This window comes from Romboutsia sp. (assembly GCF_035470145.1).
GTDB lineage: Bacteria > Bacillota > Clostridia > Peptostreptococcales > Peptostreptococcaceae > Romboutsia_D.
In genome coordinates this window covers 1-12,146 of the sequence record NZ_DATIRC010000330.1, presented here as the reverse complement: position 1 = coordinate 12,146, position 12,146 = coordinate 1, and the positions used below count along the sequence as shown (strand labels likewise).

Below are 12,146 nucleotides of genomic sequence, written 5' to 3'. Positions count from 1 at the left end.
TAAGTCGATTTCCACATCTATCGTATCACCATCTACTATGTTAACTACCTTCGCTTTCCTTGTGTAGTTATCTTTAACATTTAACATATCTACTTAACTTCTCCTATGCACTTACACCAATTCGGACTAACAAAGAATGTATCACCATTAACCTTAATACGCCCATCGTATTTTCCTTTTATTATAACCTCTTGTCCATTGCATATATCTACCCAAACTGCATGAAATTTATAGTCACGCTCTGCTTTTTTGTATCTCTTAGTTGTAAATACATATCTTTTATTTGATTGAAACTCTCTTTCCTTTTTCATTTTATGTCCTCCATTTTATATTAAGTTTGATTTACATTCTTCTATTAATTTTTCAAGAAATGTTATTTGATTATTCACTTTGCTATTGTATATTTCGATACATTCTTCCTCTGTATCTGCATATGATCTTGCATATGCACTTACAGAACCAGACTTTTTGATCTTTCCAGTCTTACCTATCTCATAGAATAATCCACCATCAACAATTCCTCTTACTGGCGTTTTTCTTAGAGCCATTGATTTTTCTGTATTGTTTGTACTATAAGCACATGCCCAAACTTCCTTTTTCTTAGGAACATCCATCCAACTATATTTCACTATATATCCTCCAAATTCTTAAATAAAATTCATCTTTTATTATATTTTTAGGTTCTGAACCCATTGCAATCACTACATCCTACAAATCCATCAAATTACTTCAACGTAATTGTACATGTTCCATAGTACATACATCCACTTATTTTGTATTCATCCGATTCTGCCCAATAATCTCCTTGCCAACCATTTAAGTCTAAACTATCTACAAAATCTCCTACAACATCTTCTATAGCACTCGGATAAACGCCTTTTAAACTAACACTATCTCCACTTTTAGTTAATCCTTTTACTTCTTTTTCTATATATTCTTTTATTCTACTAGCCATATTGTTCTCCATTATTGTTTTGTTATTTTTCACCGTACCATGACACACTTAATACTAATTCTCTTTTATAATCATCACTACGCTCATATAGACGTACACTATAACCCAAATCTAATAAATTCTTTTCTATTAGTTCATGTATCATTTCTTCTGACTTATCTTCATCTCTGCTCATGGTAGTTATTCTAACACCTACACTAAAATGCCCTTTTGATACATTCTGATCTATTTCATAGTTTATGTGTCGTAGTTTATTCGCTAAATATTTTTCATATTCAACTAATTTTCGCTCTCTTTCTGTATCTTTAACACTATTCGCTTTTTCATATGCATCTACTGCACTTAATATTTCTTCTTGTTTACATGTTTTTATTTCTGGTTTTTCTGGTTTTTCTTTACTAACTTTCTTTTTCTTAAATATACTAAACAATTTCATATGAGTTCCTTTCTACAGTCCAACTGCTATTAATATATCTTCTTCTTTATAGTCTTTAAGATATATATCTTGCGAATGTCCTTTTATATAATAATTTATCAACCTTATTAAATCCTCTTTGCTAAACTCTACTTCACCTTGTGTTTCCTCATAGTGCTTTATATATTCATCTACAGTATCTATAAATGGTTCATCTGACTTAACAAATGTTGCTATCAACTTATCTTCTCTATATAGATTAAACCATAGCATGTAATCTCCTATTTCATGGTGCTTGACTAATCTATCATTCTTAGTTGGCACTAGTATCGCCTTTATTTCTGGCAGTCCACTGTCTGGGTCTACATCTCCACATTCTATAGACACTATTACCTTATTTGTAACATCTTCTATATGTTCTTCTTCCATAGGAATCACATCTTCTGGTTTTTCTTCATGTTGTGCTAAGAAAAATCTTCTTTCATTTGTATTTCTTTGATGATGGAATACCATATCAAAATCTCTACCTAAGTTATACATATCTTTTTCCTCCTAGTTTAATTGCTCTTAAAGTTGTATATTGGTTTCAATATATCCACTATCTCTACTGTATCTCCTATATTGTCTAATATATCTTCCATAGGTTTATATGCCATTGGAGATTCATCTAATGTTGATTTATTTACACATGTTGTAAATATACCTTCCATAGACTCTTTAAATTCCTCTAATGATACTTGTTCTTTTGCTTTACTTCTTGAAAGCACTCTCCCTGCTCCATGTGGTGCAGAATAGTTCCAGTCCTCATTGCCTTTACCAAGTCCAAAGATTATTCCATCTCTCATGTTGATAGGTATTATAACCAATTCATCTTTTTGAGCCGATATAGCACCTTTTCTTAGAATCATATTTTCCATATCTATGTAATTATGAATACACTCTGATGCTTGTTTTTTTATAATTTTATAATATTCATTTCTTGCAAGATGTAGTGCATTATTCGCCCTATCATAGTTGTATGCTATATCTGCTAGAATCGTAAATCTATTTATCATTGCATACTTCTGTGCTATTTCCATATCATGTAGATAATCTTCCATAAGTTTACCTTCAAGATAACATAAGTCTTTCTCTGGTCTTTTTGAATCCTTGTATTTTTCTGTACAATATTCAACTGCTAATCTTTGATAATGCTCTGCTATCGTTTTACCAAGATTCCTAGAGCCAGTATGCACTGTTAATGCAAGTTCCCCAGTGTCTGCTTTATCTATTTCTATGAAGTGATTCCCTCCACCTAATGTTCCTATTGATTTATATGCTCTATTTAAATTAACTGCATCTATACATTTAAGTTCAGTTAAATCTAATTTCCAAACTTCTCTTAATAATTTTTCTCTACCTCTATCATGTGTGTTAAATCCATGTGGTATATGTTCTTTTATAACATTGTCTATTTTGACTAAATCCAGATTCATATCCATCATCACTGTTGCCATTCCACATCCTATATCTACACCAACAAGATTGGGCACAACTTTATCTGTTAATGTTATTGTTGTTCCTATTGTACACCCTTTACCTGCGTGACAGTCTGGCATAACTCTTATCTTGCTCTCTTTAAATGTTTCTTGGTTGCATAGGTTTATTATTTGACCTATTGTTACACTATCCACATTGTTTGCAAACACTATTGCACTATTATTACTTCCTTTGATTTCCATCTTGATTCCTCCTATATATTACGTGTTACTATATATAACGGATTTTCTTCTGGAAACGTAAAAAAGCAGGTAACATTTACCTGCTTTATATTTTTTATTTAGTTGTATCTAGTAAAACCCATTCTGCAAACATTTTAGATTCTCTGTTTTTCAATGTATGTAATTCTAAACATCCATATTCACTAATTGATACTATCTTTGCTCTTGCGATCCTTTTGTTGGCAGTTCCAAACAAAACTATATCTCCTACTTTCAATTCATTTCCATCCATATCTATAAACTTCTTCATTTCCATCTCCATAAATTTTATTTTTTATTTGATTCTATCTAAATATTTTTTTATTTCTTCATATCCATTGCAACTATCTGCATATGAGTTTATAGTAATATCATCACATCTTTTGCAAACTGTTAAATTATTTCTTTCTAAAACCTCATTATGTATGCAAGTTTTATTATCGCATAATATTTTTTTCATGTTATTCCTCCATATAATAAATTGATATTTTTATTTAGTTATAACAACTTTCTCTCCACAACCACAATTAATTATTATTAAATATTCATCTTCTAAAATTTCTACCTTTTTATATTGTCCATTTTCAAAAACCTTACCATCTGTTGAACGATATATATCACTACACCCTTTGCACACTGATTGAATCATAATTATCCTCCGTTTTACATTATAAAAGAATTATTTTATCTAAAATATTAAGTGCCACAATGCTCTTAATGTTCTTTTCCATTGACCATTTTTATTCAACTCAAAACCATCTATAAATACTTTTCCGTTTATTGTTGTATTCGAACACCCTCTCATACCCTTTACCCAAGGATATTCTACTCCATTAATTATAGTTATTCGTTTCGAGCCATCTGTAATAACAGAAACTCCATTGCTTTTTTGATAATTCATTATCTCCTATCTCCTTAAATAAATATTATATTTTATGGTGCTAAATACCACCCTATAAATTCTTCGTTTTTCTTTTCTGTGAATATTATCAAATCTAACTTGCCATATTTATCTATATTGCCATTTTTATTAGCTAGTATTGTTATATTATCTGGCAATGATTTTAGATATTCTATTAATTCTTGTTTATTCATAATAACCTCATTTCTAAATGAATACTATCTTTTAATACCATTTATTAAAAATTTCTATTACTTCATCTTCTGTTCCATTTATAATTTGAACCCTTTGTGTTTTTCTTTTTCCTTTAACTCTATATACTACATACTTATTATCATCTTCTTTTTCTAATATAAACTTCTTATTGTTACATATAACCATTGTCTTTACCTCCATTAATATACTCTCTTTCATAGCAACAATATATCATTTAGTAAATACCTTGTCAATACTTTTTATTCATTATTTAATATAAATGCTACTATTATCCAACTTAAAACTGCCCCTTTTGGAACTGTATCTGCAAAATGCCAATATGTAAATGATCCCAAACAAAATGTATTCATCATTGCCTTGAACTTCATGTTAATATCTCCTTTTTAATAAATTCGTGTCACAACCTACATAGAAAAACAACCATCCCCACAATGTTACTGTTCCATTTAAAATAGTATCTCTTTTTGGAACTAACCACATATCAGTCAAAGAAAATTGCAGGTAATATTTTTTATCTGTGTTCTTTGCTCTATTATAATTTACAAGCATCCATGTACATCTTTTACGCATTATTTTCAACATTTAAATATCCTCCTAATATAAAAAGAGAAGAACTAATCTTCTCTCTATTTTTAATAATTATTTGGTAAACTCCAATCTGCAACTAATCTTTTAGGTAATTTAGTTTGTGTAACAACTATACTCGGCTCTGAATAAATTATTTCACGCTCATTAGTTTCTTCATTAATCAGTACTAGCCATGTAGCATTAGTTGTTTCTGAACTATAAAGTCCATTTGGGTCGGCTTGTGGAAGGACTACATCTTCTGCATAGCTTAATCCATCTCCCCCACCTTCATGTTCTCCTTCGTTCGCATAATATCCACCCCATACTTTTTCTGGACTTGTGTATTGTGTAGTATAAGGTAATCCATAACCTATACATCTACCTAAGTATACATATCTACCATCCATATTTTGAGTATATGCATATGTTGTTAAGTCTGGATTATCTCTTAATTCCCATATGTCTTTTGCTACTTTCTTTTCAAAGTTGTTTTTTATATTAGGCATTCCTATTTGTCTATTCGACTCTTGTAACAATTGATTTTGTTTCGCATTCATTTCTGCCTCACTGCCTACTTCTGGTGCATAACATCCAACCAAACTAAACATAGTTACTGCCATCAACATTCCTGCTAATAATTTCTTCTTCATCTCAACTACCTCCAAGTATTATTTCTTATTTCCATTAAGAATTGATATAGTGTACCGTTCTCTATTTTATTTGCATCAAAGTTAGCAAACTCTGCATCTATCATATTTGCTATTTGTTCCTTCTCATTTATATCCTTAGTTCTTTCAAATTCTCTTTTGTAATTAGATAAGTCCTCTATCATACCTTCTGTATAAGACTTTCCTTCTTTAAATATATCTCTTTCTATGTTTGCTTTTTGTTTTCCAAAGTGTAGATAAAATGCATTGTCCACTGTCCCCATTGCGAAAGTCACCCCTAGTGCTACTACTACTCCTGCTATTGCTACTGCTATTCCTTTAAACATACTCTTTTTCTCCTTGTTATTTTATTTTCTTGTCTTTCCACATTTAACACATTTGTAAACCAGTTTTACTTTTGAATCAACTTGCTCTACGTGATGGTATTCAAATCTATGTTTACATAATATTCTTTTTAGTTTTTTCATTTTAATATTCATTTCTTATCTCCTATCAAATGGATTTTTACTATTAACACTCATTCCTGCTAATGCAGATGAAGTTATTGTGCCAGTTCTTATTGTACTTGCATCTATCCTTCTACTTTTCCATGAGTATTCATCTACACAATCTACTCTTACATATTCTCTCGTTGATTCAACGCTTTCTATGTAATATTCAGAACCCATTATTTTAAGTTCTTTTCCTATTCTTAAATCCATAGTTGCTTTTAATGCTATTACTTCATTTCCATTTACATATATTTTTAACATACCTATTCTCCTATCAATTCTATTTCTATACTTCCAAATTCATTTGAACAACAAAAGTCTAATACACTTATTTCTGGACTTTTTATTAATTTCAATTCATCATCATAATTATTGTTGTAATAATTCATCTTGTCTAAAAATGCATTGCGTTCAAATATGATTACTTCTCTTTTGTTGTTTGGTAGACCTATTAAAATGGCTACATATTTTTGCATATAATCCATTGCCACTTTAAAACATTCCATCAAATTCTCTTTTTTACTCATGCTCTACCTCATGTAGCACTGTAGCCATTTCACACATCATATTACACAGTGTCATTTTCTTTACACCAACTACTGCTATTGGTAATTCTTTGTTCAAAGCACAATTTTCACATACTGCTTTTTTACAACTCATTAACTCTCCATCGTGCCAATCTGCTATTATCATTGCAACTTGGTCTGGATTCAATTTATTCTTCATATTATCACCTCTCACTAACATATAACGGAATTACTTTTGAAAATGTAAAAAGAAGGGATAAAAATCCCTTCTATTCTATAGTTAATCTATCTAATTTTATTACTGGTATATCATTTTCAAAATCATAACCTTCTATTTTCATGATGCTATGTTGATATAAATTTTGTCTATAAACTTTCGGATAGAATGTTTCTCCACGTCTATAGCCTACTACTAATAATTTATTACCTTTTGTTAACCATGACTTCTCTTGATCTGTTGTTCTATCATAGTGTGAAAATCTACCTTTATCTAATTTTATATCCACTACATCTCCACTTTGTGTAGCTATAGTTATAATAGATTTATTCTTATTCTTTTCAACTACAGTTCCTGCAATTACATCAACTCTGAACTCATGTATATCTCTACCTCTCCACTTTCTAGTGGATACAACTTCTGGCTCTCTTGGCAGATCGCAGAAATTCTTTATATTAATACTATTCTCTAATGGTATTAAATCTAACTCATGCTTATCTGTATAGAAACAAATACTTTCCATTTCCCATTTTTCCTTTGAACCACTGCAATATTTGTTCCAGTTTATACCTCTAGTGAAGTTATTGTATTTATCTATAGCATCTTCTGTTGCTAACCATTCTGTTAAAGGTTGTATCTGCTCTTTGTATATCTTATCAAATATCTTATTATTTAAAGATTCTTTCCCATTTAAATTTATCTCAAATGCATCCTCAAAACATGAGTGATAGTTAACATAATAATATTCTAGTAAATTCGCAGGTATTTGATATAACCCAGTGCTCTTATTTATTTGCTCAGTTAGATTCGCTTTGCTAAATACTAACTTCCTAAACTGATATAAAGTTCCGAATGCTTGATATTTTTCTGGTAATAATCCATACTCCAGTATTTTAGGTATATTAGCAGTAGTTAACTTCTCTTTTTTCTCTGTTGTGTACATTACATAATCTACCATTAATTTTTGTCTATCTGGTTCTATGCTATCAAAACATCCTGCTTTAATTAATGTATATACTTTACTTGGTGTTACTAATTTTGTTTCTACACATTTTGTTAAGAAATCATCAAATGTATTATATGGTCTATTTTCTATAATTGCTCTAGCAACATCTTCTCCAATACCATTTACTGCATTTAAAGAATATATAGCCTTATTTGATTCTTTAAGAGGTAAAAATTCCATACCTGCTTTATTTATGTCTGGTGTTATAACAAACCCTTTTTCCATTCCTGCTATTGCTTTTGCGATTGCTCCATAATCTGTTCCCTTATTTACTTCATCAGATATATTTCCTGCTTGAACCGATAAACATGCCACATTCCAATATAAAGTCGGATATTTAGTTGCTAAGTTTAACTCCTGCATAAGTATCAAAGTATATCCTGCTAAATGTGGGTCAGAGAATGAGTATTTTAATTGTGGTACAACAAATCTTTCCCATACATAATTTATAAATACTTCTCGATTTCCTTTTTCTATGCCTTTTTCAACCATTAATTGATGTACTTCATCTGCCATATGTCTTGCATATGCTTTTGCCACTGTTTTACGAAGTTTGTTTGCTAATATTAAATCAAATCCAGATATACTTTCATCCATACTAAGTTTCATTATTGATTCTTGTGTAGGTGCAACACCATAAGATTTTAATAAATGACTCTTAAGAACTTCCATTTCATGCTCTGTTAACCCATAGTTCTTCATATCTTCATACCAAATGTTTATATCTTTCTTATGTCTAACATAAACATTAATAGGCAGTTCTACTTCCTTTGGATTAAGTCGCATAAGAGCATTTCCATCCATTAATTCCCTAAAGTTATTAGGTTGTATTTTAGATATTGTTTCTACTCCTGCTACAGAATCATATTGGAATGCATCAAGAATTTTACCATCTCTAAGCATCTTAAACATATTTTCATTCTTCATTTCAATAACATCTGGATGTAAGTATTTATTATAAGTGCTCCTTAGATCACCTTGCCATTCAATTTCACCATCTTTAAGTAGCAACTCAATACATTTTCTAATTCTATCAAGTGCTTCAATTGTTAAGAAATCTAACTTTAATCCAGATTGATAGTCTGAATCCAACATATCATACTGCGTTATTGGTAATCCAGAAGGTGTTTTCATCATGGCATTTACTTCTGTATAGTCCTCTTTAAAGATATATACTCCAGATGCATGAGAACTTTTTCCACAGATTAAACCTTCTATTCTCTGGATGTTCTCAATAAATCCTGCATGAACTTCATCTACTGCTTTTAATTCATTTATAAATCTAGTACACTTTTCATCTTCTCCATAATGATCTAGGCAATATTGAATGCTCTTAGCATTTACACCTTCTCTTGGTATGATTGAACTTAAATACTTTGCATCATTTATATCTATTCCCATACCTCTGCAAATTGTTTGTATTGCACTAGGTGTTCCTTCTCTTTTAAATGTAGCAATAGACAATACTTTTCTGTGCCCATACTTCTGTTTTACTAATTCTAGTATATTTGCTCTTTGAGCAGATTCCGAATCTATATCTATATCTGCTAACTCAATCTTCGACTTTTCAAGATGTCGCCAGTCTGGAAGGTCATATTCTATAGGATTTATTTGACATATTCCTAATAAATACGAACAATAGAACGCTCCTGCCGATCCCCTTGACACACCGACTAGACTTACAGTCCAAATAAGGTCTACTATCTCTTTTGTAAGTACATAATAAGAACTTAATCTTTCTCCTAGTCCTTCACTTACAAACCACATAGATTCTAATTCTCTATTTATACGCTCTAAATTTTCCTTCTCATACTTCTGTCCTTTTTCTTCCATGCCCTTTTCAATCTGTTGCAGTATTATTCTATCAATCAGATAAGGACTAGTTAAATACTTGTGTATATAAGGGAAATTAAGACATAGGCTCTTTATGTATTTAAAGTATCCATTAAATCTTTCGTCATACTCAATAGTAGCATCTGGAACTTGTGTAGGTTTGTATAAATCTATTTCTTCTATTTTTGAACCTATATCCATAGTATTGTTTATTAACCATTCAAAATCTACATCATCAAAATATGTAAAATACTCTCGCATCTCTGCTACAGACATCATAAATGTCGAAGAATAAAATGATTCTGTTTCACGTTCTGCATTTTGTGACTTTAAGAAATCAGTATGAGTACGCTTATACTCTGGTCTGTGATAATGTGCATCTGTTGCTATTATTGCTTTTATATTGTAATACTTTGCTATCTCTAGTGCGAACATATTATATTCTATTTGTTCATCTCCAAAGGCAGGTTGTAGTTCAATGTAGAAATCTTCTCCAAACATTTCTTTCATGTATTCCATATATGATAATATTTTGTTCATATATAAATCCATCTGCTTTGGTAATTGCATCTTTTTAGCATCTAAGAAATTTAATATATATGTAGCAAACTCAGAACCTAGACATGCACTAGTTACGATCAAGTGTCCTTTATCGTTGTCTATAATGTCTTTTATATCCTCTTTATAAACTGGTGTACGCTCCATTCCTCTTTGATGAAAACTATTTTCCCACCCCTGCGAACTTATCTTCACTAGTTGTCTGTATCCTTTTAAATCTTTAGCCAGTACAACCAAATGATAAAATTTAGTTGGCTCATTGTTTTCTCTAGCAACATCTGTTTCTTCTTTATTAACTAGATATATTTCACATCCTAAACCTAATTTAAAATTATCTAATTGTTCCTTTCTGTTTCTTAACCATTCGCTATTTGGATTTTTCTTAAGTTTTTCATTAACTTCTCTTTTTAATTTCTTTAGATATAGTATCGCTTTAACATGATTTGATACTACTGCATGATCTGTTATAGCAACTCCAGAGTGTCCTAACTCTAATGCAACATCTATCATTTGCTCTACTTTTATTATACTATCTCTATTGTTATGATTTGATGCATCTGTGTGTCCATGCCAGTTTATAAATTCCATATGTATCCTCCGTTATATCATTTGATTCATATAACGAATTTTTGTTTTAAAATGTAAAAAAAGAACTACCTAAGTAGTCCTCTATTAATAAATTATATTTCTATTATATTTTCCTAATCTTTTTTCAAAAAACTTAATTGTGTCATTCATCATATTATTGTAAATCTCAGTTGCTTTTTCTTTATCCTCTGAAAAAACTACACTTCCAAATATATCGAATGATGTAAATTCTAAAGGTATATCCAACTCTGTTTTGTTCAATATTCTTCTGTATTTTCTATTGTCACCTAATTTAAATTGCTTTTGAGTTTCTTTTAAAACCTCTACTTCTTCAATTTTACCTTCGTATACCATGTAAATTTTTTTCATATTATTTACCTCCACTATATTAATTTTAATTGTTCTACAGTACTCAATTTGATCTTCTTGTCTATTACATCCATTTCATAGTACATATCTTTTGTACACAATGTAACAAAAACTACTTTATCATCATCATAATCATCTCTTTTAGTTATGTAACCTTGAATATCAAGTGGAGCAGTTTTAAATACATGCCCATCTTCAAAATGCAACTCCAACTTATTACCTGCTTTAATTTCACCTAATAACTTAAATGCTTTACCTATTCTCTTTTCTAATTCTTTTGGTATTCTTACTTTCCAGTCTGGATAGACCGTTCTTAATTCAAATGTTAATTCTCGTTTCATATTCTGTACTCCCTTTTTATAAATCATTTAATATTATGCACAACCTGCTTTAACACAGTCTGCTTTATTCATATTTCTCCATATGTGGCTTTCTCTATTTATATAAGAACTTGCAATTTTTTGATTTCTTCTTGCTATTTCTAAGTGTTCTTTGCACAATTTACTATCTCCATATCTTGGTTTTCCACACATTGTGCATAATTCAAAACTCCCCCAAAGGTGTTTTGGTAATTTGTCTTTTGATACTATTTTTTCATCATATCTTTTTTTTGATTTAACATAGCACTCTAAACACAAACTCCCAACGTGTTTTTTTCTTTTCATGCAACTTGTACAAATACCAAATGCTCTACATATTTCTCTTTTTTTTCTTCGATATAAATTCTTCTTTTCTCTTTGTTCTTCTTGTGTTTTTTTTGTTTCCATCTCAGAAAGTTTCTTCTCTCTGCCTTTTGCAATATTCTTTTGAAGTATTCCTAGATGTTTTTCGCAATAATACTTCCCTTCTACTACTGGCTCATTACACATAAGACAAATATCTTTGTCCATTCTTTCACTTTTTGGTATAACACCTTTTTGTTTTTCCTTTTCTTTTCTTTTTGTATAACACTCTATGCATAGTTTGACTTTATGCTTATCTCTTTTCATACAAGTTGTACAAACACCAAAAGCATCACATAAATCTTTCTTCCTTTTGTTATATTCACTCTTTCTTTTTTTATCATATAATTTCGTTTTTTTAGCATCTTTTTCTG

23 protein-coding genes are annotated in these 12,146 nt (G+C 30.1%); all 23 read right to left on the bottom strand.

Annotated elements, in window-relative coordinates:
• Positions 1-89: 89 nt before the first annotated feature.
• Positions 90-311, bottom strand: coding sequence for a hypothetical protein (locus VLM92_RS13405; protein ID WP_325276839.1), 222 nt, complete (start codon positions 309-311; stop codon positions 90-92).
• A 15-nt stretch (positions 312-326) separates the two neighbouring features.
• The gene (locus VLM92_RS13400) at positions 327-629 is read right to left on the bottom strand and encodes a hypothetical protein (RefSeq protein ID WP_325276838.1); all 303 of its coding nucleotides are present in this window, start codon (positions 627-629) and stop codon (positions 327-329) included.
• 95 nt (positions 630-724) lie between these two features.
• Positions 725-955, bottom strand: a complete 231-nt coding sequence (locus VLM92_RS13395; RefSeq protein WP_325276837.1) for a hypothetical protein — start codon at positions 953-955, stop codon at positions 725-727.
• A 22-nt stretch (positions 956-977) separates the two neighbouring features.
• Positions 978-1,391: a hypothetical protein gene (locus VLM92_RS13390; protein WP_325276836.1), complete on the bottom strand. Its 414-nt coding sequence runs from the start codon at positions 1,389-1,391 to the stop codon at positions 978-980.
• A 12-nt stretch (positions 1,392-1,403) separates the two neighbouring features.
• Complete coding sequence (locus VLM92_RS13385) at positions 1,404-1,910, bottom strand: hypothetical protein (protein ID WP_325276835.1); 507 nt, start codon at positions 1,908-1,910, stop codon at positions 1,404-1,406.
• 17 nt (positions 1,911-1,927) lie between these two features.
• On the bottom strand, positions 1,928-3,091 hold the full coding sequence (locus VLM92_RS13380) for an RtcB family protein (RefSeq protein ID WP_325276834.1): 1,164 nt from the start codon (positions 3,089-3,091) through the stop codon (positions 1,928-1,930).
• A gap of 94 nt (positions 3,092-3,185) precedes the next feature.
• A complete protein-coding gene (locus VLM92_RS13375; RefSeq protein WP_325276833.1) occupies positions 3,186-3,380 on the bottom strand; it encodes a hypothetical protein in 195 nt (64 codons plus the stop codon).
• 24 nt (positions 3,381-3,404) lie between these two features.
• On the bottom strand, positions 3,405-3,569 hold the full coding sequence (locus VLM92_RS13370; RefSeq protein ID WP_325276832.1) for a hypothetical protein: 165 nt from the start codon (positions 3,567-3,569) through the stop codon (positions 3,405-3,407).
• A 30-nt stretch (positions 3,570-3,599) separates the two neighbouring features.
• Entirely contained in the window at positions 3,600-3,758 is a 159-nt protein-coding gene (locus VLM92_RS13365) for a hypothetical protein (protein ID WP_325276831.1), read from the bottom strand.
• Between the two features lie 39 nt (positions 3,759-3,797).
• Entirely contained in the window at positions 3,798-4,010 is a 213-nt protein-coding gene (locus VLM92_RS13360; protein ID WP_325276830.1) for a hypothetical protein, read from the bottom strand.
• A 32-nt stretch (positions 4,011-4,042) separates the two neighbouring features.
• The gene (locus VLM92_RS13355) at positions 4,043-4,204 is read right to left on the bottom strand and encodes a hypothetical protein (RefSeq protein ID WP_325276829.1); all 162 of its coding nucleotides are present in this window, start codon (positions 4,202-4,204) and stop codon (positions 4,043-4,045) included.
• A gap of 31 nt (positions 4,205-4,235) precedes the next feature.
• Positions 4,236-4,391, bottom strand: a complete 156-nt coding sequence (locus VLM92_RS13350; RefSeq protein ID WP_325276828.1) for a hypothetical protein — start codon at positions 4,389-4,391, stop codon at positions 4,236-4,238.
• A gap of 74 nt (positions 4,392-4,465) precedes the next feature.
• A complete protein-coding gene (locus tag VLM92_RS13345; RefSeq protein ID WP_325276827.1) occupies positions 4,466-4,594 on the bottom strand; it encodes a hypothetical protein in 129 nt (42 codons plus the stop codon).
• A 1-nt stretch (position 4,595) separates the two neighbouring features.
• Positions 4,596-4,808, bottom strand: a complete 213-nt coding sequence (locus VLM92_RS13340; RefSeq protein ID WP_325276826.1) for a hypothetical protein — start codon at positions 4,806-4,808, stop codon at positions 4,596-4,598.
• Between the two features lie 50 nt (positions 4,809-4,858).
• On the bottom strand, positions 4,859-5,443 hold the full coding sequence (locus VLM92_RS13335; protein ID WP_325276825.1) for a hypothetical protein: 585 nt from the start codon (positions 5,441-5,443) through the stop codon (positions 4,859-4,861).
• A 5-nt stretch (positions 5,444-5,448) separates the two neighbouring features.
• Positions 5,449-5,787 (bottom strand): hypothetical protein, encoded by a 339-nt coding sequence (locus VLM92_RS13330; protein ID WP_325276824.1) that lies wholly within the window; start codon positions 5,785-5,787, stop codon positions 5,449-5,451.
• A 156-nt stretch (positions 5,788-5,943) separates the two neighbouring features.
• Complete coding sequence (locus VLM92_RS13325; protein ID WP_325276823.1) at positions 5,944-6,213, bottom strand: hypothetical protein; 270 nt, start codon at positions 6,211-6,213, stop codon at positions 5,944-5,946.
• Between the two features lie 2 nt (positions 6,214-6,215).
• On the bottom strand, positions 6,216-6,479 hold the full coding sequence (locus VLM92_RS13320; protein ID WP_325276822.1) for a hypothetical protein: 264 nt from the start codon (positions 6,477-6,479) through the stop codon (positions 6,216-6,218).
• Positions 6,472-6,678 (bottom strand): hypothetical protein, encoded by a 207-nt coding sequence (locus VLM92_RS13315; protein WP_325276821.1) that lies wholly within the window; start codon positions 6,676-6,678, stop codon positions 6,472-6,474. Before VLM92_RS13315 ends, VLM92_RS13320 begins: the two co-directional genes overlap by 8 nt.
• Positions 6,679-6,748: 70 nt before the next feature.
• Positions 6,749-10,681, bottom strand: a complete 3,933-nt coding sequence (locus tag VLM92_RS13310) for a PHP domain-containing protein (protein WP_325276820.1) — start codon at positions 10,679-10,681, stop codon at positions 6,749-6,751.
• An 84-nt stretch (positions 10,682-10,765) separates the two neighbouring features.
• Entirely contained in the window at positions 10,766-11,050 is a 285-nt protein-coding gene (locus VLM92_RS13305; RefSeq protein WP_325276819.1) for a hypothetical protein, read from the bottom strand.
• A 14-nt stretch (positions 11,051-11,064) separates the two neighbouring features.
• Positions 11,065-11,391: a hypothetical protein gene (locus VLM92_RS13300; protein WP_325276818.1), complete on the bottom strand. Its 327-nt coding sequence runs from the start codon at positions 11,389-11,391 to the stop codon at positions 11,065-11,067.
• A gap of 33 nt (positions 11,392-11,424) precedes the next feature.
• Positions 11,425-12,146: hypothetical protein (locus VLM92_RS13295; RefSeq protein WP_325276817.1), on the bottom strand; the 722-nt coding region annotated here is incomplete at its 5' end.

Excerpts from the sequence above, each read along its gene's own strand:
- VLM92_RS13405 (WP_325276839.1), bottom strand. The coding sequence starts at position 311 with ATGAAAAAGGAAAGAGAGTTTCAATCAAATAAAAGATATGTATTTACA.
- VLM92_RS13395 (WP_325276837.1), bottom strand. The coding sequence starts at position 955 with ATGGCTAGTAGAATAAAAGAATATATAGAAAAAGAAGTAAAAGGATTA.
- VLM92_RS13390 (WP_325276836.1), bottom strand. The coding sequence starts at position 1,391 with ATGAAATTGTTTAGTATATTTAAGAAAAAGAAAGTTAGTAAAGAAAAA.
- VLM92_RS13385 (WP_325276835.1), bottom strand. The coding sequence starts at position 1,910 with ATGTATAACTTAGGTAGAGATTTTGATATGGTATTCCATCATCAAAGA.
- VLM92_RS13380 (WP_325276834.1), bottom strand. The coding sequence starts at position 3,091 with ATGGAAATCAAAGGAAGTAATAATAGTGCAATAGTGTTTGCAAACAAT.
- VLM92_RS13375 (WP_325276833.1), bottom strand. The coding sequence starts at position 3,380 with ATGAAGAAGTTTATAGATATGGATGGAAATGAATTGAAAGTAGGAGAT.
- VLM92_RS13370 (WP_325276832.1), bottom strand. The coding sequence starts at position 3,569 with ATGAAAAAAATATTATGCGATAATAAAACTTGCATACATAATGAGGTT.
- VLM92_RS13365 (WP_325276831.1), bottom strand. The coding sequence starts at position 3,758 with ATGATTCAATCAGTGTGCAAAGGGTGTAGTGATATATATCGTTCAACA.
- VLM92_RS13360 (WP_325276830.1), bottom strand. The coding sequence starts at position 4,010 with ATGAATTATCAAAAAAGCAATGGAGTTTCTGTTATTACAGATGGCTCG.
- VLM92_RS13355 (WP_325276829.1), bottom strand. The coding sequence starts at position 4,204 with ATGAATAAACAAGAATTAATAGAATATCTAAAATCATTGCCAGATAAT.
- VLM92_RS13350 (WP_325276828.1), bottom strand. The coding sequence starts at position 4,391 with ATGGTTATATGTAACAATAAGAAGTTTATATTAGAAAAAGAAGATGAT.
- VLM92_RS13345 (WP_325276827.1), bottom strand. The coding sequence starts at position 4,594 with ATGAAGTTCAAGGCAATGATGAATACATTTTGTTTGGGATCATTTACA.
- VLM92_RS13340 (WP_325276826.1), bottom strand. The coding sequence starts at position 4,808 with ATGTTGAAAATAATGCGTAAAAGATGTACATGGATGCTTGTAAATTAT.
- VLM92_RS13335 (WP_325276825.1), bottom strand. The coding sequence starts at position 5,443 with ATGAAGAAGAAATTATTAGCAGGAATGTTGATGGCAGTAACTATGTTT.
- VLM92_RS13330 (WP_325276824.1), bottom strand. The coding sequence starts at position 5,787 with ATGTTTAAAGGAATAGCAGTAGCAATAGCAGGAGTAGTAGTAGCACTA.
- VLM92_RS13325 (WP_325276823.1), bottom strand. The coding sequence starts at position 6,213 with ATGTTAAAAATATATGTAAATGGAAATGAAGTAATAGCATTAAAAGCA.
- VLM92_RS13320 (WP_325276822.1), bottom strand. The coding sequence starts at position 6,479 with ATGAGTAAAAAAGAGAATTTGATGGAATGTTTTAAAGTGGCAATGGAT.
- VLM92_RS13315 (WP_325276821.1), bottom strand. The coding sequence starts at position 6,678 with ATGAAGAATAAATTGAATCCAGACCAAGTTGCAATGATAATAGCAGAT.
- VLM92_RS13310 (WP_325276820.1), bottom strand. The coding sequence starts at position 10,681 with ATGGAATTTATAAACTGGCATGGACACACAGATGCATCAAATCATAAC.
- VLM92_RS13305 (WP_325276819.1), bottom strand. The coding sequence starts at position 11,050 with ATGAAAAAAATTTACATGGTATACGAAGGTAAAATTGAAGAAGTAGAG.
- VLM92_RS13300 (WP_325276818.1), bottom strand. The coding sequence starts at position 11,391 with ATGAAACGAGAATTAACATTTGAATTAAGAACGGTCTATCCAGACTGG.